We start from the raw sequence: 25,980 nt of genomic DNA, 5'->3' as shown, positions 1-25,980 counted from the left end.
CCCAGTAATCGACTCGCTCGCGCGCACATAACCGTGAGAAATCAAAGCATTATGCGCGCCGCCAGCTCAAAGTTCGGACTAAGGCGTGCGCAAGGCCCCGGCTGGCACAGCGGGACCGGCATAGAAAAAGGCAGCCTCGGCTGCCTTTTCTGTTTTTCTACGCGCGCGGATCAGGCGATCAGCTCGTACTCGCGCAGCGTGCGCAGCGCGGCGCGGTATTCGCCTTCGCCCTGCAGCTTGTTCCAGTCCAGCGGCTTGCGGCGCGGGAACAGCTTGCGGACGCGGCGCTGCGAGGCCTTGCCGATACCCACGTCGAGTTCGTTCAGTAGCTGGTCGGCGCGATCGGGGTGGTTGCAGATCAGCACCATGTCGCAGCCTGCCGTCAGCGCGGCGCGCGCGGCCTCGGTCACGCTGCCGGCCACGCTGGCGCCTTCCATGCTGAGGTCGTCGCTGAAGATCACGCCTTCGAAGCCCAGCTGCGCGCGCAGCACGTCCTGCAGCCAGTAGCGCGAGAAGCCGGCCGGATTGGGGTCGACCTTGGGATAGATCACGTGCGCCGGCATCACCGACGACAGGCCCAGGCCCAGCCATTCGTACGGACGCGCGTCCTGTTCGAGGATCTCGTCCAGCGTACGCTCGTCGACCGGAATCGCCACGTGCGAGTCCGCCTCGACATAGCCGTGGCCGGGGAAGTGCTTGCCGCAGTTGCTCATGCCGGCCAGCAGCAGGCCGTGGTTGAGGTGGCCGGACAGCATCGTCACCACGCGCGGGTCAGCATGGAAGGCGCGGTCACCGATCACGGCACTACGGCCGTAGTCCAGGTCCAGCACCGGCGTGAAGCTGAAATCGATGTCGCAGGCGCGCAGCTCTGCCGCCAGCACGTAGCCGCACGCCACCGCGGCGCGCGTCGCGGCCAGTACATCGCGGTCCCACAATTCGCCCAGCCGGTGCATCGCCGGCAGATGGGTAAAGCCATCGGTCTTGCAGCGCTGTACGCGGCCGCCTTCATGGTCGATGCAGATCAGCACGTCGTCGCGCACCGCGCGGATTGCGCGCGTCAGCGCCTGCAGCTGCGCGCGCGATTCGAAGTTGCGAGCGAACAGGATCACGCCGCCGGTCAGCGGATGCGCGATGCGGCGCGCATCGTCGGTATCGAGCTGCTTGCCGACAACGTCGAGGACCACCGGGCCCGGCCGCTTGCCGGAGTTCTTCTTGGACATGGAAGGGGTTGGATTCACAAGGCTTTGTTTTGAGGAGCCGCCTCGCCGCTGCGCTCGGCAATGGCGAAGGCGACTGCATAGTCATGTTCGTCACTGACACTGACCCGCACGGTGAGGCCGCGTTCCGCGAGCCATGCCGCCAGTTCGCCATGGCATACCGGCGACGGCTCGCCCGAAGGCAGGTTCATCAGCTCCATCGCGCGCCACGTCATCGGCCAGCGCATGCCGAGGCCGATGGCCTTGGAAAAGGCTTCCTTGGCGGCAAAGCGCGTGGACAGGAAGGCGAGCCCGCGCTTCTCGGAACGCGCCTTGCGCGCGTGGTACTTGGCCAGCTCGCTGGGTCCGAGCACCTTTTCCGCGAAGCGGCCGTGGGTGCGTTCCATCACGCCCTGCACGCGGGCGATCTGGATGATGTCGGTACCGACGCCGTAGATCACGCCGGCGCGCCTGCGACGGGATAACGCGTGCCCAGGCGCGCGGCCACCATGATGGCCTTCATCTCGCGCACCGCGTTCTGCCAGCCGACGAACACCGCATGCGCGACGATGGCATGGCCAATGTTCAGTTCCTTGATGCCAGGCAGCGCCGCGATGGGCTGGACATTGGTGTAGTGCAGGCCGTGGCCGGCATTGACCACCAGCCCGTGCTTCAACCCCGCGTCGACACCATCAGCGATGCGGCGGAATTCCACCGCCTGCTCGTCGGGCGTATGCGCATCGGCATAGGCACCGGTATGCAGCTCGATCACCGGCGCGCCGCACGCGGCCGCGGCGGCGATCTGGTCGGGATCCGCATCGATGAACAGCGACACGCGGATGCCGGCGCCGGCCAGCTGCGCGCAGGCCGCCTTGACCTGCTCGAAGCGCCCTGCCACGTCGAGGCCGCCCTCGGTAGTCACTTCCTCGCGGCGCTCGGGCACCAGGCACACGTCCTGCGGGCGGATCTCGCAAGCAATGTCGAGCATCTCCTGCGTAATCGCGCACTCCAGGTTCATGCGCGTGGCCAGCTGCGGGCGCAGCGCGCGCACGTCGGCGTCGCGGATATGGCGGCGGTCTTCGCGCAGGTGCAGCGTGATCAGGTCCGCGCCGGCTTCCTCGGCCTGCAGCGCGGCCTGGATGGGGTCGGGATACACGGTGCCGCGCGCGTTGCGCAGCGTGGCAACGTGGTCGATGTTGACGCCAAGGTCGATGACGCCCGGATTTGCGTGGAAGATCATGCGAGCAGGAGAGATTCGGATTGGAATGGTTCGGTCACAGATACTGCAGATCGATCAGTATCTGGCGCGTTTTCAGCGGTTCGCCTTGCAGATAATAATGCAGCAGGAAGCGCATCAGCGCCCGGCTTTGCGCCGCGGTCTGCGCGCGGCTGTAATCGTCCTGCGCCATGTCGAGCAGCGTCTGGCCCGACACCACCGGCCACGACGACGGGTCGCTCGGCTGGGCGCGGCGCACGCCGCGCTCGGGCTGGTAGACGTAGTCGAGCCCCGGTTGCACGCGTTCGCCGGTGCTCAGGCACTGGTCGAAGCCCACCGCGAAGCCGGTGTCCTGCAGCAGCACGCGCTCGAAGCTGCGCAGCACCAGCCCGGCGGGCTCGCCGTGCGCCAGCCGCGTGAGCGTGGCCAGGTAGTGGCGGAACAGCGCGGGATACGCATCTTCGCGCGGGCAGAAGCGCATCAGCAGTTCGTTGAGATAGAACGCGGACAACAGTGCATCGCCGGCCAGCGGCGGCATGCCGCCTACCCATTCGGCCTTGGTCAGCGTCTTGACCTCGCCGCGGCCGCTCCATGAGACCGACACCGGATGGAAATGCTGCAGCACCGCGCGCAGCGCCGAATGCGGGCGCTTGGCGCCCTTGGCCACCATCGAGATGCGGCCATGGTCGCGCGTGAAGACATCGAGGATCAGGCTGGTCTCGCGATACGGCCAGGCATGCAGTACAAAGCCCGGCTGGTCGGCGACGCGCGACTCGGGCCGTGCCGGCACGATACGCATGGCGCGGTCCATCATGGCGCGTGCCGCCGCATCGGCCATGCCGGGCAGTGCCTTGCTGTCGAGCAGTTCGGCCGCCTCGTCCACCACCGGATCGGCGCGGCGGGCGCGGGGCGCCGGCGCGCGTGCGATGTCAGCCGTCTTGCTCAATGTTCGCCCGCCTTTCGCTTGCAGTGCGGTCACTCGTAGCCGTAGGCCCGCAGTCCGGCTTCGTTGTCGGCCCAGCCGCTCTTCACCTTGATCCACATTTCGAGGTAGACCTTGCCGTCGAACAGCTTTTCCATATCGAGGCGCGCCTCGGTGGAGATCTGCTTGAGCTTGCTGCCCTTGTTGCCGATGATCATGGCCTTGTGCGCGTCGCGCTCGACCAGGATGGTGGCAAAGACACGGCGCAGGCGCCCCTCGGTCTCGAACTTGTCGATGACGACGGTGCTGGTGTATGGCAGCTCGTCGCCGGTCCAGCGGAACACCTTTTCGCGGATGATCTCTGAGGCCAGGAAGCGCTCGCTGCGGTCGGTCATCGCATCGGCGTCATACATCGGCTCGCCTTCCGGCAGGTAGGGCCGGATGATATCGAACAGCCGCGCGATATGGTCGCGGGTCTTGGCCGACATCGGCACCACTTCGCGGAACGGGAACAGCTGCCCCATCTTTTCCAGGAAGGGCATCATCACTTCCGAACGGTTCTCGCCGATGCGGTCGAGCTTGTTGGTCACCAGCAGCACCGGCGTGTTCTTCGGCAGCAGCGACAGCACCTTCTCGTCGTCGGCGCCGTAATAGCCGGCCTCGACCACGAACAGGATCAGGTCCACCGACGACAGTGTCGACGTGACCGCGCGGTTCAGCGATCGGTTGAGCGCGCTGGCGTGGCGGGTCTGGAATCCGGGCGTGTCGACGAACACATACTGCGCGTCATCCGTGGTCTGGATGCCGACGATGCGGTGCCGCGTGGTCTGCGCCTTGCGCGAAGTGATGCTGATCTTCTGGCCGACCAGCGCGTTCATCAGCGTGGACTTGCCGACGTTGGGGCGGCCGACGATGGCCACGGTGCCGCAGCGGAACGCCGCGGCCGGGGTATCCGCCGCGTCTTGCTGCGGATGGGTAGATTCGGTCATTCCTTCAACCTGAGAGACAGCTGCGGATCCTGCGGCTGGGGTTGCTTGCGGGTCTTGCCGGTGCGCTCGGCGCGGCTGCGCTTGAGCAGCTGCGGCACCAGCTTCTGGACTTCGTCCAGCGCCAGCTTGGCGGCGGCCTGCTCGGCGGCGCGCCGCGAGGCACCGGTGCCGAACACCCGGACTTCCAGTTTAGGCACCGTGCACTCGACTTCAAACTGCTGGCTGTGCGCGGCCCCGTGAGTGGCGATTACGTTATATTGCGGCAGGGCAATCTTGTGGCCCTGCAGGTATTCCTGCAGCAGGGTCTTGGCGTCCTTGCCCAGCGTGCGCGGATCCACCTGCTCCAGAATCGGGATATAGAGCTTGCGGATCAGCGCGCGCGCGGCCTCGAAGCCGGTATCGAGGAAGACCGCGCCAACGATGGCTTCGAGCGCGTCGGCGAGAATCGACGGACGGCGGAAGCCGCCGCTCTTCAGTTCGCCCTCGCCCAGGCGCAGCGTGTCGGACAGCTGCAGCATCTGGGCGATCTCATAAAGGGCCTGCTGCTTGACCAGGTTGGCGCGCACGCGCGACAGGTCGCCTTCGTCAAGCTTGCCGAACATGCCATAGAGCATGTCCGCCACGGCGCAGTTGAGCACCGAATCGCCCAAAAACTCGAGGCGTTCGTTGTGCTGGGCGCTGTGGCTGCGGTGCGTCAGCGCCTGCTGCAGCAATTCTGGCTTGCTGAATCGGTAGCCGAGTCGTTGCTGCAAGGCGTCGAGGTTCATATCAGTGCTGCGTTCCCGAATAGGTGATCAGAAGACTCAGGGGTCCGTAGACGGGCACTTCGGTCCGGTACGAAAAATCGACCGAGCGGATGTTGCCGTTATCGTCCTCGCGGACCAGCAGGTCTTCGCCCTTGACTGCGGCAATCTGGTCGATGACTGCCTGTTTGTCGAAATACTCGACGACTTCACGTTTGTTGACTGCACGCTGCTTCGCATAGCTGGCGGCGCGCTTCACCGAAAAATACTCCACCAGGCTCGGTATCGAGCGCACGGCCGGCAAGGCCACGCCGATCACGAAGACCACGATCACCAGCAGCGTCCAGACGGAAAATCCGCCCTGCCCGTGGCGCCGTGGCCAGGCCTGCAAGTACTCCCGGCCTTGTTCTTTCCCCTTACCCTTCCCGGTCTGACCCATTGCGCTTGCCCTCTTTTGTGTTGAGTGTTCTTGCGCCGCGCGGCTTGACTTACTTGAACGAGCCCACGCGTCCGAAATTGCCCAGGTTCATCCAGATGACAAAGGCCTTGCCGACGATATTCTCATCCGGCACGAATCCCCAGTAACGGGAGTCGAGGCTGTTGTCCCGGTTGTCGCCCATCACGAAATAGTGACCTGCAGGTACCTTGCACGTCACACCCTGCTGATTGTAAGTGCAGTTTTCCCGGTAAGGGAAATCCGGGTCCGCGCCCGCCACGAACGCCGGCCGGTCGGCATCATTAAGGATGCCATGATCGACGCTGCCGGGCAGCTTTTCGCGGAAATGCTTGGAATATGCCAGGCGCTCTTCATCCAGGAAGTCCGGCAGCACCGTGTATTCGGCCGGCTTGCCGTTGATGGTCAACCGCTTGTTGAAATACTGCACCGTGTCGCCCGGCACGCCGATAACTCGTTTGATGTAATCGAGCGACTGGTCCTTCGGGTAGCGGAACACCATCACGTCGCCGCGCTGGGGCTCGCGCATGTCCATGATCTTCTTGTTCACCACCGGCAGCCGGATGCCGTATTCATACTTGTTGACCAGGATGAAGTCGCCGATCAGCAGCGTCGGGATCATCGAGCCCGACGGGATCTTGAACGGCTCGACCACGAACGAGCGCAGGACGAACACCGCCAGGATCACCGGGAAGAAGCTTGCCGAGTATTCCAGCCACCACGGCTGGCGCAGCTTCTCTTCGGCCAGGCGCTTGCGCGTGGCGTCGGCATCGGTCGCGCCAAAGCCACCTTGCAGCGCCGCCTGGCGGGAATCGAATTCAGCCAGCGCCAGCCGCGCCGAGGCGCGGCGCTGCCGCTCGAACACGAGCTTGTCCGCGACCCACGCAACACCCGTAATCACCACCAGCACAAAAAGGATCAGTGCAAAATTCATGACGGCTTCTGGTTCTTGGAAATCCTGGTACAGCCTGTTTTGTTACCCGCGCGGCGAACCGCCGCGCGTGGCATCTGCTGCCGGGCCTTACTTGTCGTCCACCTGCAGGATGGCCAGGAAGGCCTCTTGCGGGATCTCGACCGTACCGACCTGCTTCATGCGCTTCTTGCCGGCCTTCTGCTTTTCCAGCAGCTTCTTCTTGCGGCTGATATCGCCGCCGTAGCACTTGGCCAGCACGTTCTTGCGCAGTGCCTTGACGTTCTCGCGCGCAATGATATTCGAGCCGATCGCCGCCTGGATCGCCACGTCGTACATCTGGCGCGGGATGATCTCGCGCATCTTGGCGGCAACTTCGCGGCCCCGGTATTGCGAGTTGGAGCGGTGGACGATCACCGACAGCGCATCGACCTTGTCGCTGTTGATCAGGATATCGACCTTGACCACATCCGACGGGCGATATTCCTTGAACTCGTAATCCATCGACGCATAGCCGCGCGACACCGACTTCAGGCGGTCAAAGAAGTCCATCACGATTTCCGCCATCGGGATCTCGTAGGTCAGCTGCACCTGCTTGCCGTGGTAGCTCATGTTGATCTGCGTGCCGCGCTTCTGCGTGCACAGCGTGATCACCGAGCCGACATACTCCTGCGGCATATACAGGTTGACGGTAACGATCGGCTCCAGGATCGCTTCGATTTTGCTCGGATCCGGCATTTTCGCCGGATTTTCCACCGTGATCATGGTGCCGTCGCGCATCTCGACCTGGTACACCACCGTCGGCGCGGTGGTGATCAGGTCCATGTCGAACTCGCGCTCCAGGCGCTCCTGCACGATTTCCATGTGCAGCAGGCCCAGGAAGCCGCAACGGAAGCCGAAGCCCAGCGCCTGCGACACTTCCGGCTCGAACATCAGCGAGGCGTCGTTCAGGCGCAGCTTTTCCAGCGATTCACGCAGCGCTTCGTACTGGTTGGCCTCGACGGGATACAGGCCGGCGAACACCTGCGGCTTGACTTCCTTGAAGCCGGGCAGCGGCGCCTCGGCCTTGCGCTGCACGGTGGTGATGGTGTCGCCCACCTTGGCGGCCTTCAGTTCCTTGATGCCGGCGATGACAAAGCCTACCTGGCCCGCGGTCAGCGAATCGCGCTGGATCGACTTGGGCGTGAACACGCCCACCTGCTCGACCAGGTGCTGCGCGCCGGTGGCCATCAGCAGCACCTTGTCCTTGGTGCGCAGCGTGCCGTTGACCACGCGCACCAGCATCACCACGCCGACGTAGTTGTCGAACCACGAATCGATGATCAGCGCCTGCAGCGGTGCGTCCGCGTGGCCCTTGGGCGGCGGCACCTTGGCGATCAGGGCCTCGATCACGTCCTGCACGCCCTGGCCGGTCTTGGCCGAGCACGGCGTGGCGTCCTGCGCATCGATGCCGATGACGTCCTCGATCTCCTGGATCGCGTTCTCGGGGTCGGCCTGCGGCAGGTCGATCTTGTTCAGCACCGGCACGACTTCCACGCCCAGCTCGATCGCGGTGTAGCAGTTGGCCACGGTCTGCGCCTCAACGCCCTGCGAGGCGTCGACCACCAGCAGCGCGCCTTCGCAGGCGGACAACGAGCGGCTGACTTCATAGCTGAAGTCGACGTGTCCCGGAGTGTCGATCAGGTTCAGGTTGTAGACCTCGCCGTCGCGCGCCTTGTAGGTCAGCGCGGCGGTCTGCGCCTTGATGGTGATACCGCGCTCTTTCTCGATATCCATCGAGTCGAGGACCTGCGCTTCCATCTCCCGATCCGACAGCCCTCCACAGAGCTGAATGATCCGGTCGGCCAGGGTGGACTTCCCATGGTCGATATGGGCAATGATCGAGAAATTACGGATATGGTCCATCTAGTGTTCAGGGGAGCGCCGGCAACAGGGCCCGGGCGGCAACAAACGGTTCGTCGCAGTTCGAAAATGGCCCGGCGCCGCGCGCCGGCAGGGCGTGCGCGGGCGTGCCGCAAAGGTCAGGGGTGCAATTTTTGCGCCAATCCGCGATTTTACCGGATTTTCAAAGGCTTCCGGGTCGTGAAATGGCCACGCCATGCGCGTGCCAGGCGCATTCAGCGGCTGGCGCGGGCGCCGCCGTGTGCTGCAAGCCACTCCCGCACCGCGCCGCCATCGAGGAAATAGTGACAAAGCCGCGCGGCACCGCTGTCGAGCGCCTCCGGCGGCCCTGGCATCAATACCGGGACCAGCTCGCCGAAGCGGTCTTCCAGGCCGGCGTCGCTGTCGACATCCACCTCATGCAGCACGAAAGAAAAATCGCGCCGGAGGGATTCCAGCGCGACCTTCATGTCGTCGCACAGATGGCAGTATGCCCGGCCGTAAAGTGTCAGCGCGGGCATGCCGTCGGGGAGCGGATCAACGGCTGACGGTGGCACCCGGGCGCAGCGTCAGCACCTGGGTGGCGTCGCCGCGGCGCACGAACACCGCGGCGATCCGGCTCTTGTCCAGGCCGCGCACCAGCTCGTTGAACTGGCGGGCATTGGTCACGTCGGTGTCGCCCAGGCGCAGGATAATGTCGCCTGGACGGATGCCGGCGCGCAGCGCAGGGCCGTCGGCCAGCTCTACCTCGACGCCCGACTTGAGCTTGAGCTCCTTCAGGCGCGCGTCGGGCAGGTCGTTGACTACCAGCCCCAGCGCGTTAGGCTTGCTGGCCTGTGCGCTGTCTTCCTTGGGCGCCGCGCTGCGGCTGGCGCGCGCCTTGCCGTCCGGCTCCAGCTCGGCAACGGTAATGGTCACCTCGCGGGTCGCGCCCTTGCGCCACAACTGCAGCGGCACGCGCGCGCCCGGCTTGGTATCGCCGACCATGCGCGGCAGGTCCGAAGCGCGCTCGATATCGCGGCCGTTGAACTTCAGGATGATATCGCCGGCCTCGACTCCGGCCTTCTCGGCGGGGCCGCCCGGTTCGACGCTGCCGACCAGTGCGCCACGCGCACGGCCCAGCCCCAGCGAATCGGCCACTTCCTTGGTGACATCGCCGATCGCCACCGCGATGCGGCCGCGGGTCACGCGGCCGGCGGTCTTGAGCTGCTCGGACACGCGCATCGCCTCGTCGATCGGGATCGCGAAGGAAATGCCCATGTAGCCGCCGCTGCGGCTGTAGATTTGCGAATTGATACCGATCACTTCGCCGCGCAGGTTGATCAGCGGACCGCCCGAGTTGCCGGGGTTGACCGCCACATCCGTCTGGATGAATGGCACGTAGTCGCCGGTATCGCGCCCCTTGGCCGAGACGATGCCGGCGGTCACGCTGTTATCCAGCCCGAACGGCGAGCCGATGGCGAGCACCCACTCGCCGGCGCGGACTTTCTCCGAATCTCCCAGCGGCAGGCGTGGCAGGTTGGTGGCATCAACCTTCAGCAGCGCCACGTCGGTACGCTTGTCCGACCCGATCAGCTTGGCCTTGAACTCGCGCTTGTCCGGCAGCGTAACGTAGATGGTCTCGGCGTCCGCCACCACATGCGCGTTGGTCATCACATAACCATCGGCGCTGATGATGAAGCCCGAGCCTACGCCCCGGCTCTGTTCTTCCTGCTGCGGCGGCTGCGGCTGGTTGCGGCGCGGCGGCGTGCCTGGGGCCGGCGCGCCCGGCATGGGCACGCCAAAGAAGCGCCGGAAGAACTCGGCCATTTCATCGTCGCCAGGAGCGCCGCCGCGTTGGCGCACGCGCTCCGTGGTGCGGATATTGACGACTGCGGGGCTGGCCTTTTCCACCAGGTCGGTGAAATCAGGCAGGTTGTAGTTGGCGGCGGCGGCCTGGGCGTGGCTGACTTGGGCCACGGTCGGGCCGAGCACCAACATGGCAGCCATGACCACGGCACGCGCCAGGGCTGGAGATCTGAAAGTCATCGACAACTCCCGGGATTCAGCGAAAGAAGAAAAACCGATACGATCCCGTGGCTGGGACCCCTCGCGCAGGTTTCATGGGCCGGCCCCTGGAATGGGGCATTCCGAGGCGCCGGCTGCACCCGCGTCAGGCTCAGTGTACCGCCTTGGGCTGCCGGTACTCTACGGCCGTCGCAAACTGGCGTACGGTGCTCGCCGGCACCTCGCCGACCACGGTGATCCAGTAATCGGCTATCCGGCGCACCACGACTTGTGTCGCGCCGAGTGCGGCTACGCCCTCGCGGCGCACTCGCTGCTCGGAAACCGGCTCGATGAAGACCGAGAGGCCGGTCAGTCCGTCACTGTAGACCACCTGCAGAACTTCGAAGACCTGGCCACGACTGTTGCCGGGCCCCGAGGCCCGCAGCTCACCCAGCGGGCGTCGTACCTCGCGGATTTTCTGGAAACCCTTCAGCGGCACGGCGATCGTCCAGCCTTCGTCGGCGATGTTGGTCGCCTGGTAATTCACCTCGTAGTGATTCCAGTTGCTGGCACTCTTGATGGCAGCAAGGATGCGCTGTTTTTCCGACGGCACCCCGATCTGGACTTGCGAGAATGCCACCTGCTCAAGCACCTTGCCGCCGTCGCCAACGGTCTGCGCACGCATCAGCAGGCCGGAATTCTTCTCGGCCCACAGGCGCACCGCATAGCGCGCGGCATCGTGAGGCTCCAGCGCGAACACCTCGCAATCCATGCCGGCCACCCGCTCCGCGGGCATCCTGCGCATGTCGTAGAGCTCGAGCACATCGTTCTTGTTGGTGGCAAGCAGCGCCGGGAAGCGGTCCTTGGCTTCCTGCTTCTCCACCACCACCAGCTTGGCTTCCGGGATCAGGCTGTGCACCACGTCATTCTGGCGCAGCACCTCGCGCGGCTTGCCGTCCAGCGTTTCCAGGCGCTCGTACTCGTTGTTGACCAGATCGCTGTAATGCTGGATGCGCGACGCATGCATGACGCTGCCGCGCTGGTAAATCAGCGTGCCGACATAGTTTTCGCGTTGCGCGGCTTTGTGGATCTTGTTGAGCCAGGCCGTGGCGTCGCGTCGGTTCAGCGTACTGTCCGAGGGCTGCGCGGTTGCCGCTGCAGCAGTCAGACATAAGGCCAGAAAAAGGGACCTACGCAGGGCCCCAATTCTCTGTGCGCCCGCTACATAGGCGGACGACCGTCCTTTAGGCATGTCCGGCATTATTCCTGCGTATTTTCCTGAGAGAAGCTGGCGCCGTTGGCAACCGTGCGCATGGTCGGCACGAACGCATCCGTTGCCACCGAGGTGCGATGGGCACGCAGATATTCGTCCAGGCGCGGATCGCGGATCATCTGGGTTTCGGCCACGGTGACAATGCCGGCAGCCGGCGCGGCTGCGGACGGTTCCGCGCGCGCCACCACGGCTTCGGGCGCGGCCAGGCCAGCGGGTCCGCGCATCTGCGGCACGACCACCCAGCTGACCGCCGCCACTGCGGCAGCGATCGCGGTACCAGGCAAGGCGCGGCGCACCCACGATGGCCTGACCAGCAGGCGGTGGCGTGCACTGGCTTGCGCCACGGCCGGCACCAGCACGTGCGGCTCGGCCTCCAGGCGGGCGGAGAAGCGAGTAAGGAAATCGGCGGTGGAGCCTGCGTGCGTCAGGTCTTCCGAGCGCAGCGCATCGCCGATCAACTGGTATGTGCTCCAGTCGGCCATGCCGTCGTCGCTTTTTGCGAGATCGAGCACGGCCTTGACTTCATGCGGCGCCAGTTCGCCATCCATCAGAACGGAGATCTGCTCCGCTGCTTCCACTACATGAACCGACTGCTTATGAGCCTGACCCATTTCCCACCCCAAGAACTTCCATTGAACACCGATAATCCCGTCTACTGCTGTCGCTTATCGATGCAGGAATAGGCTGCAACGCTGGCCGCACGACATCGTTCTTTGCTACCGAACTACTACCACCGGAACCACTACCACCGCTTGCCCTCTGCCGTTCCCAGCAGCGGACGCAATCTTTCGGCAATCGCCTCGCGCGCGCGGAAGATCCGCGAGCGCACCGTGCCGATCGGACATCCCATCGCCTCCGCGATTTCCTCATAGCTGAGGCCCTCGATCTCGCGCAGGGTGATGGCGGTCCGCAATTCCTCCGGCAGTGCTTCCATCGCGCGGTTCACCGTCTCGGCAACCTGGCGCGTGTGGAGCATCGACTCCGGCGTATTGATATCCCTTAGTTGCTCACCGTCCGCAAAAGTTTCAGCCTCTTCCGCATCGATGTCGCTCGACGCTTCCGGGCGGCGGCCCTGGGTAGCAAGGTAGTTCTTGGCCGTGTTGACGGCGATCCGGTACAGCCACGTGTAGAAGGCCGACTCCCCGCGAAACTGGGGCAAGGCGCGATATGCCTTGATAAAGGCATCCTGCGCCACATCCTCGACTTCGGCGGGGTCCCTGACCAGGCGCGAAATCAGGCGAATGATCTTCCGATGGTATTTGGTCACCAGAAGTTCAAAGGCCCGCTTGTCGCCCTGCTGGACGCGTTCAACTAGGAGCTGATCGGCTTCGCGTTCGCTCACGTATGGCTCACCTGCAGTGTATCTCTTGGTTTGGTCGTCACGACAAACGTTGTATTTTACCTACGATTCTTCGCTCGCCCCGTCGAGCAACGCGCACGCTGTGACCGTGAATTAACAAATTCGTTCCCTTGCGGTCGTTTCCGGTTGCACCTGCAGTGCAACTCTGGCAGCGCACCGCAACCGCCGCGAGAGATCCGGCGACACGGCTTGCCAGGGAAGGAAGACTACGCCCGGCAGACCGGGCGCACGGGAGCCAAGGCGCAAGACAGCGACGCTGCCCGCCTGCCAGAAGCCGCTCACCACGACCTCGTGGCGGCCGGCACCGGGTACTTCAATACGGACCCGCAGCGGCCCTTTGCCGTCGGGCGCCGGCAGCAGCGCCGTGCAGTGCCAGCACAGCGCACGCATCCATTGGCGCCATTTGCGGGCAACCGCCACGCAGGCGACAACGGGCAGCAGCGCCAGCGCGCCGTGCCACCACAGCATGCCGGCAGGGTTCGTGGCAACGGTGTCGGCTAACGCGGACGCGAGCAGCCCCATCGCAATCGCTTCACCGGCGCAGAACACCAACAGGGCCCACCGCAACGGGTGGGCCCTGTCCTGGCGCAGCCCGTGCAGGGCCCGCCTCAACCACGGATCAGACGCGGCGGAAGACAAGCGTGCCGTTGGTACCGCCGAAACCGAAGTTGTTCTTTACCGCAACGTCGATCTTCATCTCGCGCGCCGTGTTGGCCACGTAGTCCAGGTCGCACTCCGGATCCTGGTTGTCGATGTTGATCGTCGGCGGCGACACCTGGTTGTGCACAGCCAGTACGGTGAAGACCGACTCCACGCCGCCGGCGCCGCCCAGCAGGTGGCCAGTCATCGACTTGGTCGAGTTCACCACCATCTTGTAGGCCTGGTCGCCGAACGCTGCCTTGATGGCATCGGATTCGTTCTTGTCTCCGAGCGGCGTCGAGGTGCCATGCGCGTTCAGGTAATGGACCTGGTCCGCATTGATGCCTGCGTCCTTCAGCGCGTTGACCATGCAGCGGCGCGGGCCGTCCATGTTCGGGGCGGTCATGTGGAACGCATCGCCGCTCATGCCAAAGCCGATCAGCTCGGCATAGATGCGCGCGCCGCGCGCCTTGGCCGACTCGTACTCTTCCAGCATCATCACGCCGGCGCCCTCGCCCAGCACGAAGCCGTCGCGGTCCTTGTCCCACGGGCGCGAGGCCGCGGCCGGGTCGTCGTTGCGGGTCGACAGCGCGCGGGCCGCGGCAAAGCCGCCGATACCCAGCGGCGACACCGTCGACTCGGCCCCGCCTGCCAACATGGCATCGGCGTCGCCGGCCTGGATCAGGCGAGCGGCCAGGCCGATGCTGTGCAGGCCGGTCGTGCACGCGGTCACGGCAGCGAGGTTCGGGCCCTTGATGCCGTGGATGATCGACAGGTGGCCGGCGATCATGTTGATGATCGAACCCGGCACGAAGAACGGCGAAATACGGCGCGGACCGCGCTCGGTCAGCACCGCTTTGGTCTCTTCGATCATCGGCAAGCCGCCGATGCCCGAGCCGACCAGTACGCCGATACGCTCGGCATTGGCTTCGGTCACTTCCAGGCCGCTGTCCCTCAGGGCCTGCGTACCCGCGGCGATGCCGTAATGGATAAACGTATCCATATTGCGGGCTTCCTTGGCCGGGATGTAGTCCTCGGCATTGAAGCCCTTCACTTCACCGGCGAAGTGCACGGAAAGCGCGGAGTGATCGAATTTGGTGATGGTGGCGATGCCGGACTTGCCGGCTACCAGGTTGGCCCAGCCTTCGGCAACCGTGTTTCCGACCGGAGACACAAGGCCAAGCCCAGTGACGACGACGCGACGACGGCTCACTATGTTTTCCTACGGGTGCGTGAAGAGGCGACGGAACGACGGATCAGCCTGCCGCCGCGCCACGGGCGCGGCGTACAGGCGCATTCCATTCTGCGTCTTCGAACAGACGAAAGCCACAGAAAACAGCAAGGCAAGGCCGCGACGGCCCGCCCACCTGCCTTCTGTGGCTCGGAATTCAGATACGACGGGCTTAGGCCTTGACGTGCGCGGTGGCGTAGTCGATAGCCTGTTGCACGGTCGTGATCTTTTCGGCTTCCTCATCGGGAATTTCCATGCCGAATTCATCTTCCAACGCCATCACGAGTTCAACCGTGTCCAGCGAGTCCGCACCGAGGTCGTTCACGAACGAGGATTCGTTCTTGATGTCTGCCTCGGCCACGCCAAGCTGTTCTGCCACGATTTTCTTGACGCGTTGTTCGATATTGTCCATGTAACCCTCCAGGGAAGTTCGACAAAAAGTGGGCGCATTTTAGCAGGTTTGGGACGACAGAAATGCCGCCCGCCAAGCTTTGCAAGAATCGCGCCCGTTTGGTTCGGAAAACTACGACTTCACTACGGCTTCAGGCGGCTTCTTCCGGCTTCTTGCCGGAAATCGCCACCCCAAAACCGATTAATTCATGTACATCCCGCCGTTTACATGCAGCGTGGTGCCGGTGATATAGGCTGCTTGCGGACCGGCCAGGAAGGCCACCGCATTGGCGATATCCTCGGGCTGGCCCAGTCGGCCCAGCGGGATCTGCCGCTTGAGCGAAGCATGCTGCTCTTCGGACAGCGCCTTGGTCATGTCGGTATCAATGAAACCCGGCGCGACGCAGTTGACGGTCACGTTGCGGCTGCCGATCTCGGCGGCCAGCGAGCGGGTCATCCCGGCCACGCCGGCCTTGGCGGCCGAGTAGTTCATCTGGCCGGGGTTGCCGACCGAGCCGACCACCGAAGTGATATTGATGATACGGCCCTGGCGGGCCTTCATCATCGGGCGCAGCACCGCGCGCGACAGGCGGAAGACCGAGGTCAGGTTGGTCTGGATGACCGCGACCCAGTCCTCGTCCTTCATGCGCATCGCCAGCTGGTCCTGGGTGATGCCGGCGTTGTTGACCAGCACGCCGATGCCGCCATGGGTCTTCACGATCTCGTCGATCAGGGCATCGCAAGCGGCCGCATCATTGACGTTCAGCACCGCGCCCTTGCCGTTGAGGCCTTCGACACCGAGGTATTCCGTGATGCCGGCAGCACCGGACTCGCTGGTGGCGGTGCCGATCACCGTGGCGCCCTGGCGGGCAAGTTCCAGCGCAATGGCACGGCCGATGCCGCGCGAGGCGCCGGTGACCAGCGCAACCTGCTTGTCGAGAAGTTTGGTCATGCAGAGTGTCCTTTCGTGCTCTTTTATCCTGGCTTATTTCAGCAGCGCCAGTGTGTCCTGCAGCGAGGCCGGGTCGAAGATTGCCCCGCCGGTCAGGTTGCCGTCGATGCGCTTGGTCATGCCGGCAAGCACCTTGCCCGGGCCGCATTCGATCACATGCGTGACGCCTTCGGCAGCCATCTTCTGCACGCATTCGACCCAGCGCACCGGCGCTGCGGCCTGGCGCACCAGCGCGTCCTTGATCGCTTCCGGATCATTGACGATCGCAACGTCAACGTTGTTCACCAGCGGGATCGATGGCGCGGCGAACGCCAGCCCGGCCATCCGCTCGCGCAGGCGGTCCGAGGCGGGCTTGAGCAGCGACGAGTGGAACGGAGCCGACACCGGCAACGGCAGCGCACGCTTGGCACCCTTGGCCTTGGCGATCTCGCATGCCTTCTCGACCGCGCCCTTGTGGCCGGCGATCACGACCTGCGACGGGGCGTTGAAGTTGACGGCTTCGACCACGCCGGAGGCAGTCGCCTCGGCGCATGCGGCACGGACGTCGTCATCGGACAGGCCCAGGATTGCAGCCATGCCGCCCTCGCCCACCGGCACGGCTTCCTGCATGGCCTGTGCACGGAAACGCACCAGCGGCACCGCATCGGCAAACGGGATCACGCCTGCAGCCACCAGGGCCGAGTACTCGCCCAGGCTGTGTCCCGCCACCAGTGCCGGAGCCGGGCCGCCGGCGTCCAGCCACGCGCGGTAGACCGCCACTGCGGCGGTCAGCATTACCGGCTGGGTATTGGTGGTCAGGTTCAGTTCTTCGGCGGGGCCTTCGGCGATCAGGCGACCGAGATCCTGGCCAAGCGCGGTGGAGGCTTCTTCCACGGTGGCGCGCACGACGGCGTTATCCGCGAAGGCATTGAGCATGCCGACCGACTGCGAACCCTGGCCGGGAAATACGAAAGCGAATTTCATCGGATTGAAACCCTTTATGAAACGGGAAGCCGGCGCGGCGGCACGCGGCGTTGGCGCGCACCGGGCACCGGCTGCGAATTACATGCGCAGCAGCACCGCGCCCCAGGTGAAGCCGCCGCCGACGCCTTCCATCAGCACGGTCTGGCCCGGGCGGATGCGGCCGTCGCGCACGGCGACGTCGAGCGCCAGCGGGATCGACGCGGCCGAGGTATTGCCGTGCTCGTGCACGGTGGCGACCATGCGTTCGGCGGACAGGCCAAGCTTCCTGGCCGTGCCCTGCATGATGCGGATATTGGCCTGGTGCGGGATCAGCCAGTCGATTTGCTCTGGCTGCACGGCCGCCTGTTCCATGGCTTCGCGCGCGACCTTGTCGAGAACGTTCACGGCAAGCTTGAACACAGCCTGGCCATCCATCTGCAGGAAGGCATTGCCGGTGATATTGCCGCCCGAGACATTGCCCGGCACGCACAGGATGTCGACGTGGCTGCCGTCCGAGTGCATGGCGCTCGACAGGATGCCAGGCTCTTCCGAAGCGGTCAGAACCACTGCGCCGGCACCGTCGCCGAACAGCACGCAGGTGGTACGGTCGTTGAAATCCAGGATGCGCGAGAACACTTCGGTGCCGATCACCAGCACGTTGCGGTGTGAGCCACTGCGGATGAACTTGTCGGCCGTGGCCAGCGCAAAGACAAAGCCCGAGCACACCGCCTGCAGGTCGAATGCCGCGCAGTGGTTAGTGATGCCCAGCTTCTCCTGCACCATGCAGGCGGTGCTGGGGAAGACGAAGTCCGGTGTCGAGGTAGCAACGATGATCATATCGATGCTCTGCCGGTCGATGCCGGCGGCCTCGATGGCCTGCTCGGCGGCCTTGACCGCCAGGTCGCTGCTGGTCACGTCGGGCTCGGCCCAGTGGCGCGCCGAGATGCCGCTACGCGAGACGATCCACTCGTCGCTGGTTTCGATGCCCTTTTCGGCAAGCTGCGCCGCCAGATCATGGTTGGTCACGCGCCGCGGGGGCAGGTAGCTCCCGGTACCGATGATTTTTGCGTACTTGGTCATGTAGTGTCGGATCGTATGGACCGCAGTTCCCGCTGGCTGGCGCGCAAGGCGCTCAGGCGGCGTGGGTACTGGGATGCGCGCTGGGAGGCGCGTCTGTCTCCGGGGCGGTCTGCGCCACGCCAGCGGCGCTGGACTTATCGGCGAAAGCCCGTGCGATACGGGGAATCACGCCATTCTTGGCGGCATCATACCCGCGTTTGATTGCCCACTCAAAGGAATGGGCATCGGCCGAACCGTGGCTCTTGATCACCAGGCCGCGCAGGCCCAGCAGCGACGCACCGTTATAGCGCGCCGGATCAAGCCGCTTGGCGAGCCGCGACAGCACCGGCATGGCCACCGCCGCGAGCAGCTTGGTGAACCACGAGCGGGTGAATTCTTCCTTGATCATGCCGCCGATCATCTTGGCGAGGCCCTCGGTGCTCTTGAGCGCCACATTGCCGACAAAGCCGTCGCAGACGACGATATCGGTCGTTCCCTTGAAGATGTCGTTGCCTTCCACGTTGCCGTAGAAATTGAGCTCGGAAGCGCGCAGCAGCTCGCCAGCGCGCTTGACCACCTCGTTGCCCTTGATGACTTCCTCGCCGATATTCAGCAGGCCGACGGACGGGCGGTCCTTGTGGTCCACCACGGCCACCATGGCCTCGGCCATGCGGGCGAACTGCAGCAGGTGTTCGGGCTCGCAGTCGGCGTTGGCGCCGAGGTCCAGCACGGTGGTGCCCCAGCCTTCCTGGTTCGGGATGGTGGTGGCAATGGCCGGCCGCTCGATGCCTTCGAGCGTTTTCAGCACATAGCGCGACACCGCCATCAGCGCGCCGGTATTACCGGCGGAGATGCAGGCGCCGGCCTGGCCTTCCTTGACCTGGGTGACGGCCACGCGCATCGAAGAATCCTTCTTCTTGCGCAGCGCCACCTCGACCGGGTCATCCATGGTGATGACCTCGGTGGCCTCGACAATGCTTACACGCGGATGATCCAGCGCATGCAGCTTTTTCAGCTGCGCCCGAATGGCGTCCGGCAGGCCCACCAGCACCATTTCGGCATCGTCGTGGCGGGATAGAAAACTGATCGCCGCGGGCACAGTCACGGACACGCCGTGGTCGCCGCCCATGCAGTCGATAGCGATTTTGATCGTCATTGTTCCTGGTACGGATAGCGCGGCAGCGCACACCACGCCCGGCGGTTATCCCGAGCGCCCAACAAAAAAGCGGCAACGATCTTGCCGCTTTTTTGTGTCTGACCGTCTTGTGTCCGACTTACAGGCATGCGCGAGCGAGACGCAATGTCACGCCACGATATGCTATCAGTCGTTCTTGGTCTTGATGACCTTGCGGCCACGGTAGTAGCCGTTCGGGCTGACGTGGTGGCGCAGGTGGGTTTCGCCGGTGGTCGGCTCGACGGCCAGCGGGGCGACCGTCAGGTGGTCGTGCGAACGATGCATGCCGCGCTTGGACGGCGACTTCTTGTTCTGTTGAACAGCCATGATGACTCCTTCGAGAATTTTTCAATATTAACACACGCATCCCGCCCAAGGCGTAGCCGGGGCCCGGCCGGATGCTTCAACTACCACCTGCATAACGCGCCATCGGCCAGGTTGGCCTCAGTGCTTGTTCTTCAGGCCGGCCAGCGCCGCAAAGGGCGACGGCCGCTTTCCTTCCTCTGGCTCAGCCTCGGGCTGTGCCTCGCCGTCCGTGCCGGTCACGAGGCTTTCGTGCACCGACGGGCAGGCGTCATGCTTGGGGGCCACCGGCATCGCCAGCAGCACTTCATCTTCAATCAGTTCCAGCAGCGAAAAGCGCTTGGAGCCGGCGATCACGTCGACTTCGTCGTCGTCCATCGGCGCGGCATCGGCTGCTTCCTCGCTCTCCACCACCTCGAAGCGCGTGGCCGTATCGATCGGCTCGGCATAAGGCGTCAGGCAGCGCTGGCAATCCAGCCACATCCGGCCCTTGACGGTCACATCGAAGAACAACCGCCGCGCCACCGGGGCGCCCGGCTCGGCCGCCTCTTCGCGCACGAAGCCGGTGGCCGTGTAGGCAAACGTCTCTTCAGGTGCCGAGGCTGGCGCTTGCGCGGCGGTCTCGGCTAAGATGCGCGGCAAATCCCGCACCGCCACGTCGCCGCTCAGGCTTTCGCCCTTACGGCAGAACGCGAAGAGATCGAGCGCGCGCAGGTCAATTTGCTGGGTCATGTGCGTGGCTCCGGTCGTATTGCGTTGACTGGCTCGCCACATTCCACGCCTGCGCTGACAGCGGCCGCGCACATTGGCGGCACAGCGCCCAGGTGCGGATGCGGCAAAACGCGCGATTATACGACGTAAACCTTCTTGAGGTCAAAGGCCTTGCCAGGCAAACCTTACCTCATTCCTGTTACGCTTCAATCACTTATGCATCAAGACCCCCGCCCCAGGCTGATCCTCGGCTCCGGCTCGCCCTACCGCCGCGAGTTGCTCGAGCGGCTGCGCATCCCCTTCGAAGTGGCCACCCCGGACATCGACGAAACCCCGCTCGCAGGCGAAGCGCCGGAGGCTACCGCCCTGCGCCTGTCGCAGCGCAAGGCCGAGGCGATTGCCACGCGCCATCCGGGTGCGCTGGTGATCGGCTCGGACCAGGTGCTGACACTGGACGGGGCGCAGATGGGCAAACCCGGCACGCACGACAAAGCCGTCGCGCAGCTGCGCCGCATGCGCGGGCGCACCGCTGCCTTCCACTCGGCGCTGTGCCTGCTGGACGGGCGCAGCGGCACCGTGCAACTGGCCGACGTGCAGACCCGCGTGACCATGCGCGATCTGAGCGATGCCGAGATCGAAGCCTACCTGCAACTGGAACGTCCCTACGACGTGGCGGGTAGCGCCAAGTCCGAAGGGCTCGGCATCATGCTGCTCGAGCGCGTCGAGTCCGACGACCCCACGGCCCTGATCGGCCTGCCCCTGATCGCGCTGACCGGCATGCTGCGCCGGGCCGGCTACCCGCTGCTCGCAGCATGACCCACCGGACTCAACCATGAGCGGCAATCTTTTCCTGATTCCCAATACCCTCGGCAAGCGCGACGAAGCCGATCCGCTGGCGGAAGTCATTCCCGCCGGCGTGCAGCAGATCGCAGCCGGGCTCGACTACCTGGTCGCCGAGAACGCCAAGACCGCCCGCGCCTTCCTGAAGAAGCTGGGCGAAAGCACGCCGCTGGCGCGCCCGATCCAGCAGATCGAGATCCGCGAGCTGAACGTCAACACCCGCGCCGACGCGCTGGCCGAACTGCTCGCGCCGATCCAGGCCGGCCGCGACGGCGGCCTGCTGTCCGAAGCCGGCGTGCCGGCGGTGGCGGATCCCGGCGCCGAGCTGGTACGGCTGGCGCATGCGCGCGGCATCCGGGTGCGGCCGCTGGTGGGGCCCAGCTCGATCCTGCTGGCGGTGATGGGCTCGGGCCTGAATGGCCAGAGCTTTGCGTTCAACGGCTACCTGCCGGTCGATGCCGGCGACCGTGCGCAGCGGCTGCGCGAACTGGAGCAGCGTTCGCGCAAGGCCAGCCAGACGCAGGTGTTTATCGAAACGCCGTACCGCAACCTGGCGCTGCTAGAAGCAATGCGCCAGCATTGCGCCGGCACCACGCTGCTGTCGGTGGCGGTGGACCTGACGCTGCCGACCGAAACCATCGTCACGCTGCCGCTGTCGGCGTGGCGCCCGGACAAGATCGCGCTGCAAAAGCGGCCGGCGATCTTTTCGCTGCTGGCAGCCTGAACACGCCAGCCGTATAGAAAGGGGCGCAAGCGCGCCCCGTTTTCATCTGCCGAAGCGCCGAAGCGCGCCACCTGCTTCAGTGCAAGCCCTGCAGGCGCGTGCTCCACAGCATGGTCTTCATTGCCGCTGTGCCGACCGCAGCGCCGAAGCGCTTGGCCACGCGCTCGGCGATGTTTTCCTTGACCGTGTAGTCGACGATATCCTCGGCCTTGAGTACGTCGCGCGCGACGGAATCAGAGGTTCCCAGCGCGTCGGCCAGGCCCAGTTCGATGCTGCGCTCGCCCGACCAGAACAGCCCGGAGAACAGGTCCGGATCGTCCTTGAGCCGGTCGCCCCGGCCTTCCTTCACCACGTCGATGAACTGCTCGTGGATTTCCTTGAGCATCGCCTCGGCGTAGGCCTTCTGCCTCGGCACCTGCGGCGAGAACGGGTCGAGCATGCCCTTGTTCGCGCCCGAGGTGTACAGCCGGCGCTCCACGCCGAGCTTGTCCATCAGGCCGGTAAAGCCGAAGCCGTCCATCAGCACGCCGATCGAGCCGACGATGCTGGCCTTGTCGACATAGATCTTGTCGGCCGCCGCGGCGACGTAATAGCCACCCGAGGCACAGATTTCCTCGATCACAACATAGAACGGCTTGGACGGATAGAGCCCGCGCAACCGCTGGATCTCGTCGTTGATGATGCCGGCCTGCACCGGCGAGCCGCCCGGGGAGTTGATCTTGAGGATCACGCCGGCGGCGTTGGCGTCGGCAAATGCCGCCTGCAGCGAGGCATTGATCGACTCGGCGCCGGCCGGCGTACCGGCAGCGATCTCGCCCTCCAGCGTGACCATCGCGGTATGGCGGCCGGACGTGTTGATGCCGTCGCCCTTGAAATCGAACAGCGCGACGAAGATCAGCGCCAGCAGGCCCAGTCCGACGAAACGGAAGAAGATGCGCCAGCGGCGTGCGGCGCGCTGCTCGCGCAGTGATGCCGTCAGCACCTTTTCCAGGACATCACGCTCCCAGCCCGCGGCGCCCACCGGACCGTTGCCGGCCGCTCCGGCACCCCCAGCCATGCGGGCCTTGCGTTCGCGCTGCTCGCGCTGGGCCGCAGCGTCGCCTGCGCGCAGTTCGTTTTCCAGCGGATAGTCGGCTTGCTTCGCGGTGACGAGGCGTTCGGACTCGGGTTGTTTTGTATCGTCCTGCCCAGGTTCACGCGATTCGCCCGATGCTTCCGGTTGACCAATTGGCGGCTTCTGTTCTTCTGTCATGCAACTCGCTCGTGGAAAGCTTGAAAACAGAACGGGCGGCCAGGCCGCCCGTCATTCAGGTGCCGTTCGCTTGCGCGGCGGCCCGGTACGGACCTTCAGGGAACCAGAAGACCTGGCCATCGCGCTCTTCGATGCGCAGTTTGGCCAGCGCCGCGCCGCGGCAGGGACCGCCGACGCACTCGCCGCTATCCGGCGCATAAATCGCGCCATGTGTGGCGCACATCAAGTATAGGCCCGAGCTGTCGAAGAACCGCCCCTCCTGCCAGTCGAGCTCCATCGGTACATGCGCGCACTGGTTCAGGTAGGCATGCGCAGCACCGTCGAAGCGCACCACGAAGGCGCCGATCTCGCGGCTGTCCAGCACCACAGAGAAGCGCACCCCAAGGCCGCCCTCTTCCAGGTCTGCCGCGGCGCACAGCCGCACCGCGCCCTGGCCGGCCGCGTTCTCAGGCATGGACCAGCAACCAGTCGGTCAGGTCGGCGATCGACGTGGCGCAATGTACCGGCGCCATCGCCCGCAGCGAGTCGCCTGGATGTGCGCCATAGCATACACCAATGCCCGCAGCGCCGGCATTGACCGCCATCTGCAGGTCATGGGTGGTGTCGCCCACCATGACGGTGCGCGCCATGTCCTGCCCCAGCTCGCGGGTCAGTTCCTGCAGCATGGCCGGATGCGGCTTGGAAAAGGTTTCGTCGGCACAGCGGGTAGCGTCGAAGAGCCGCGTCAGGCCGCTGGCGGCCAGCGCGCGCTGCAGGCCGACACGGGTCTTGCCGGTGGCAACGCCGAGGAAATAGTGTTCGCCGCGTAGCGTTTCCAGCATCTCGCGCACGCCGTCGAACAGCACCAGGTCGGCGTCGCGGGTCAGGAAATGGTAGCGGTAGCGCTCAGCCAGGCGCGGATAGTCGACCGGGTCCAGCGTCGGCACTGCGTACGACAATGCATCCTTCAGCCCAAGCCCGATCACATGGCTGGCCGCGCTGTCGTCCGGCACGGGCAGGCCCAGGTCGCGGCTGGCGAGCTGGATGCACTTGGCGATGGTCGGGGTCGAGTCCATCAGCGTCCCGTCCCAGTCGAAAACGATCAGGTCAAATTGTTGCCTGGCCATGGTTGTCCTTGTGGCGTTGATCGCGCGGCCCTACTCCGGGGCGCGCAGCTGTCGCAATTGTTGCAGGAATCCGACGCATTCGTCTGGCAACGGTGCCTCGACGGCCAGCGGCGCGCCCGTCGCCGGGTGGATGAACACCAGCCGGTGGGCGTGCAGGAACATGCGCTTGATGCCGGGATTCGCAGCGGAACGCGCCAGCGACTTGTTCAGGGGGAAATCGCCGTACTTCTCGTCGCCAACGATCGGGAATCCCGAATGCGCCAGGTGGACGCGGATCTGGTGCGTACGGCCGGTCTTCAGCTCGGCCTCCAGCAAGGTAAAGCCGGGAAACGCCTCGATCCGGTTGAATACCGTGTGCGACGCCAGCCCGTCGGCCTGTACCCGCACGCGTCGCTCGCCGTCGGGCGTCGTGTACTTATATAGAGGCAGCTTCACATGCTGCCGGTTATTCGGGAACTCGCCGGCCACGCAGGCGAAATACCGCTTGTCCATGCTGTTGCCGCGGATCTGCTCATGCAGGTGGACCAGGGCCGAGCGCTTCTTGGCCAGCACCAGGATGCCCGAGGTCTCACGGTCGAGCCTATGCACCAGCTCGAGGAACTTGGCCTGGGGCCGCGCCTGGCGCAACTGCTCGATCACGCCGAAGGCAACGCCCGAGCCGCCATGGACCGCCACGCCGGCGGGCTTGTTCACCACCAGCAGCTGCGCATCCTCGAACAGCACGGGAAATTCGCTGGCTGGCACCGGCTGCGCCCCGGCGGATTGAGACGAAGACGCCACTCGCATCGGGGGAATTCGCACCACGTCGCCCGATTGCAGGCGATAAGTGGCATCGATACGCCCCTTGTTGACGCGCACTTCACCCGACCGCAGCACCCGGTAGATATGGCTCTTGGGTACGCCCTTGGCCACCTTCAGCAGGAAGTTGTCGATGCGCTGACCTTCGGAGCCCTCGTCGATCGTGACATACGCCACCTGCGGGCTTGCCGGCGCTACATCGGCAGGCTTTTCAATTTGATGGCGTAACTCATTCATTTTCAATATAATTTCCTCGCTGTTCCGGCCGGGGCCGGCAGCGCAAGACCTGTGTAAGCGATCAATCCCGTGATTAATCTTGGATTGACCGCATTCTACACTTGGGGTCGCCGCCAACCCGGACCGTCTTCCGCCCTGCGCCGCTTCATTGCGTGATCCGCGCGGACGCCAGACGGCCAAATGGCAGTAAAAGCAGCACGCACGATATCGCCGGCACGCAGGAAGTCGCCCAAAGGAGGCTTCGGCGCAGCAGGCGATGACGTGGGAACAGAGTGTTCAGGTAAAACAGAATTCAAGAGTGGATGCCCCGTAGGCATCCGCTTCGGTGAGAGAAGTCCCGCCTGCACCGGGAAACGGTGCCGGCCGGCAGGCCCGCCTGCCGCCTGACTGGAAATACCGGCGCCCGGTCGCAGAACTCCAAGAAGTAGTAGGTGCGCCCGCCAGGAGATGTCAGGCAGCATTGGCAGCCTTGCCGTGTCCGAAAAATTTGCTCTTTGACGCGTCTAGGCCTTCCGCGGCCCGGCCGCGATGCCGCCGGCGCCAGTTGCGCTGGCGTCCAGCATCGCCTCCGGAACGGGAACGCGCCAGTGTCTGCCAGAGCAGCCGCCGGCGTACTCTCCCGCCCCACGGACGTTACCCCGACGTCATCGCCTCTCTTTCACCCGCGCCCAGCCGCTCGCCTTTGCGCGAAA

General features: G+C 64.9%; 29 protein-coding genes. 2 read left to right on the top strand and 27 right to left on the bottom strand.

Translation table 11 applies throughout. The features are described 5' to 3' along the window. Positions 1-170: 170 nt before the first annotated feature. From nagZ to J8I34_RS23745, 23 genes are all read right to left on the bottom strand, one after another. Positions 171-1,220, bottom strand: coding sequence for a beta-N-acetylhexosaminidase (gene nagZ, locus J8I34_RS23855; RefSeq protein WP_029046320.1), 1,050 nt, complete (start codon positions 1,218-1,220; stop codon positions 171-173). A 14-nt stretch (positions 1,221-1,234) separates the two neighbouring features. Beyond that, on the bottom strand, positions 1,235-1,657 hold the full coding sequence (gene acpS / locus J8I34_RS23850) for a holo-ACP synthase (protein ID WP_029046319.1): 423 nt from the start codon (positions 1,655-1,657) through the stop codon (positions 1,235-1,237). Further along, positions 1,654-2,436, bottom strand: a complete 783-nt coding sequence (pdxJ, locus tag J8I34_RS23845; RefSeq protein WP_029046318.1) for a pyridoxine 5'-phosphate synthase — start codon at positions 2,434-2,436, stop codon at positions 1,654-1,656. Before pdxJ ends, acpS begins: the two co-directional genes overlap by 4 nt. Positions 2,437-2,470: 34 nt before the next feature. After that, complete coding sequence (gene recO / locus J8I34_RS23840) at positions 2,471-3,358, bottom strand: DNA repair protein RecO (RefSeq protein ID WP_209775924.1); 888 nt, start codon at positions 3,356-3,358, stop codon at positions 2,471-2,473. 29 nt (positions 3,359-3,387) lie between these two features. Further along, the gene (era, locus tag J8I34_RS23835; protein ID WP_029046316.1) at positions 3,388-4,323 is read right to left on the bottom strand and encodes a GTPase Era; all 936 of its coding nucleotides are present in this window, start codon (positions 4,321-4,323) and stop codon (positions 3,388-3,390) included. Further along, complete coding sequence (gene rnc / locus J8I34_RS23830; RefSeq protein ID WP_029046315.1) at positions 4,320-5,090, bottom strand: ribonuclease III; 771 nt, start codon at positions 5,088-5,090, stop codon at positions 4,320-4,322. The genes era and rnc overlap by 4 nt, the downstream gene beginning before the upstream one ends. Before the next feature lies 1 nt (position 5,091). Further along, positions 5,092-5,505, bottom strand: coding sequence for a DUF4845 domain-containing protein (locus tag J8I34_RS23825; protein WP_029046314.1), 414 nt, complete (start codon positions 5,503-5,505; stop codon positions 5,092-5,094). A gap of 49 nt (positions 5,506-5,554) precedes the next feature. Then, positions 5,555-6,454 (bottom strand): signal peptidase I, encoded by a 900-nt coding sequence (lepB, locus tag J8I34_RS23820; RefSeq protein ID WP_029046313.1) that lies wholly within the window; start codon positions 6,452-6,454, stop codon positions 5,555-5,557. Between the two features lie 87 nt (positions 6,455-6,541). After that, positions 6,542-8,335 (bottom strand): translation elongation factor 4, encoded by a 1,794-nt coding sequence (lepA, locus tag J8I34_RS23815; RefSeq protein ID WP_209775925.1) that lies wholly within the window; start codon positions 8,333-8,335, stop codon positions 6,542-6,544. A 212-nt stretch (positions 8,336-8,547) separates the two neighbouring features. Continuing rightward, positions 8,548-8,832, bottom strand: coding sequence for a glutaredoxin family protein (locus tag J8I34_RS23810; protein WP_029046311.1), 285 nt, complete (start codon positions 8,830-8,832; stop codon positions 8,548-8,550). Positions 8,833-8,848: 16 nt separating this feature from the next. Next, a complete protein-coding gene (locus J8I34_RS23805) occupies positions 8,849-10,339 on the bottom strand; it encodes a DegQ family serine endoprotease (RefSeq protein ID WP_209775926.1) in 1,491 nt (496 codons plus the stop codon). Positions 10,340-10,469: 130 nt separating this feature from the next. Continuing rightward, complete coding sequence (locus J8I34_RS23800) at positions 10,470-11,549, bottom strand: MucB/RseB C-terminal domain-containing protein (protein ID WP_209775952.1); 1,080 nt, start codon at positions 11,547-11,549, stop codon at positions 10,470-10,472. Positions 11,550-11,557: 8 nt separating this feature from the next. Then, entirely contained in the window at positions 11,558-12,181 is a 624-nt protein-coding gene (locus J8I34_RS23795; protein WP_209807139.1) for a sigma-E factor negative regulatory protein, read from the bottom strand. A 131-nt stretch (positions 12,182-12,312) separates the two neighbouring features. After that, the gene (rpoE, locus tag J8I34_RS23790) at positions 12,313-12,912 is read right to left on the bottom strand and encodes an RNA polymerase sigma factor RpoE (RefSeq protein WP_012353313.1); all 600 of its coding nucleotides are present in this window, start codon (positions 12,910-12,912) and stop codon (positions 12,313-12,315) included. 111 nt (positions 12,913-13,023) lie between these two features. Beyond that, complete coding sequence (locus J8I34_RS23785; RefSeq protein ID WP_245176092.1) at positions 13,024-13,497, bottom strand: hypothetical protein; 474 nt, start codon at positions 13,495-13,497, stop codon at positions 13,024-13,026. 52 nt (positions 13,498-13,549) lie between these two features. Next, a complete protein-coding gene (fabF, locus tag J8I34_RS23780; RefSeq protein ID WP_029046305.1) occupies positions 13,550-14,782 on the bottom strand; it encodes a beta-ketoacyl-ACP synthase II in 1,233 nt (410 codons plus the stop codon). 190 nt (positions 14,783-14,972) lie between these two features. Further along, positions 14,973-15,212 carry an acyl carrier protein gene (gene acpP / locus J8I34_RS23775; protein ID WP_008644813.1) on the bottom strand — a complete coding sequence of 80 codons (240 nt, stop codon included), beginning with the start codon at positions 15,210-15,212 and terminating at the stop codon, positions 14,973-14,975. Positions 15,213-15,392: 180 nt separating this feature from the next. Further along, entirely contained in the window at positions 15,393-16,142 is a 750-nt protein-coding gene (gene fabG / locus J8I34_RS23770; RefSeq protein ID WP_209807138.1) for a 3-oxoacyl-ACP reductase FabG, read from the bottom strand. A gap of 33 nt (positions 16,143-16,175) precedes the next feature. Next, on the bottom strand, positions 16,176-17,105 hold the full coding sequence (gene fabD, locus J8I34_RS23765; protein WP_209807137.1) for an ACP S-malonyltransferase: 930 nt from the start codon (positions 17,103-17,105) through the stop codon (positions 16,176-16,178). 78 nt (positions 17,106-17,183) lie between these two features. Continuing rightward, on the bottom strand, positions 17,184-18,164 hold the full coding sequence (locus J8I34_RS23760) for a beta-ketoacyl-ACP synthase III (protein WP_209775929.1): 981 nt from the start codon (positions 18,162-18,164) through the stop codon (positions 17,184-17,186). 52 nt (positions 18,165-18,216) lie between these two features. Further along, positions 18,217-19,299 (bottom strand): phosphate acyltransferase PlsX, encoded by a 1,083-nt coding sequence (gene plsX / locus J8I34_RS23755; RefSeq protein ID WP_029046301.1) that lies wholly within the window; start codon positions 19,297-19,299, stop codon positions 18,217-18,219. Between the two features lie 165 nt (positions 19,300-19,464). After that, positions 19,465-19,644, bottom strand: coding sequence for a 50S ribosomal protein L32 (gene rpmF / locus J8I34_RS23750; RefSeq protein WP_029046300.1), 180 nt, complete (start codon positions 19,642-19,644; stop codon positions 19,465-19,467). 117 nt (positions 19,645-19,761) lie between these two features. Then, positions 19,762-20,352, bottom strand: coding sequence for a YceD family protein (locus J8I34_RS23745; RefSeq protein ID WP_209807136.1), 591 nt, complete (start codon positions 20,350-20,352; stop codon positions 19,762-19,764). A gap of 195 nt (positions 20,353-20,547) precedes the next feature. Between J8I34_RS23745 and J8I34_RS23740 the strand changes: the two genes are divergently transcribed. Together J8I34_RS23740 and J8I34_RS23735 are read left to right on the top strand one after the other, a co-directional pair. After that, entirely contained in the window at positions 20,548-21,147 is a 600-nt protein-coding gene (locus tag J8I34_RS23740) for a Maf-like protein (protein WP_209807135.1), read from the top strand. A gap of 16 nt (positions 21,148-21,163) precedes the next feature. Further along, positions 21,164-21,895 (top strand): SAM-dependent methyltransferase, encoded by a 732-nt coding sequence (locus J8I34_RS23735; RefSeq protein WP_029046297.1) that lies wholly within the window; start codon positions 21,164-21,166, stop codon positions 21,893-21,895. Between the two features lie 76 nt (positions 21,896-21,971). Here the strand turns inward: J8I34_RS23735 and J8I34_RS23730 are convergent, their stop codons facing one another. Genes J8I34_RS23730 through J8I34_RS23715 form a run of 4 tightly spaced genes read right to left on the bottom strand, consistent with a single transcriptional unit; the run spans position 21,972 to position 25,288 of the window. Next, the gene (locus tag J8I34_RS23730) at positions 21,972-23,147 is read right to left on the bottom strand and encodes a S49 family peptidase (protein WP_209807134.1); all 1,176 of its coding nucleotides are present in this window, start codon (positions 23,145-23,147) and stop codon (positions 21,972-21,974) included. Positions 23,148-23,202: 55 nt separating this feature from the next. After that, positions 23,203-23,601, bottom strand: a complete 399-nt coding sequence (locus J8I34_RS23725; protein WP_209807133.1) for a Rieske (2Fe-2S) protein — start codon at positions 23,599-23,601, stop codon at positions 23,203-23,205. Continuing rightward, positions 23,594-24,253: an HAD-IA family hydrolase gene (locus tag J8I34_RS23720; protein WP_029046294.1), complete on the bottom strand. Its 660-nt coding sequence runs from the start codon at positions 24,251-24,253 to the stop codon at positions 23,594-23,596. The genes J8I34_RS23725 and J8I34_RS23720 overlap by 8 nt, the downstream gene beginning before the upstream one ends. Before the next feature lie 30 nt (positions 24,254-24,283). Beyond that, positions 24,284-25,288, bottom strand: a complete 1,005-nt coding sequence (locus tag J8I34_RS23715; protein WP_209775933.1) for an RluA family pseudouridine synthase — start codon at positions 25,286-25,288, stop codon at positions 24,284-24,286. Between the last annotated feature and the right edge of the window lie 692 nt (positions 25,289-25,980).

This window comes from Cupriavidus phytohabitans (assembly GCF_017815025.1).
Classification (GTDB): Bacteria; Pseudomonadota; Gammaproteobacteria; order Burkholderiales; family Burkholderiaceae; genus Cupriavidus.
The sequence above is the reverse complement of the archived record's forward strand: the minus strand, read 5'-3'. Positions and strand labels throughout refer to the sequence as shown.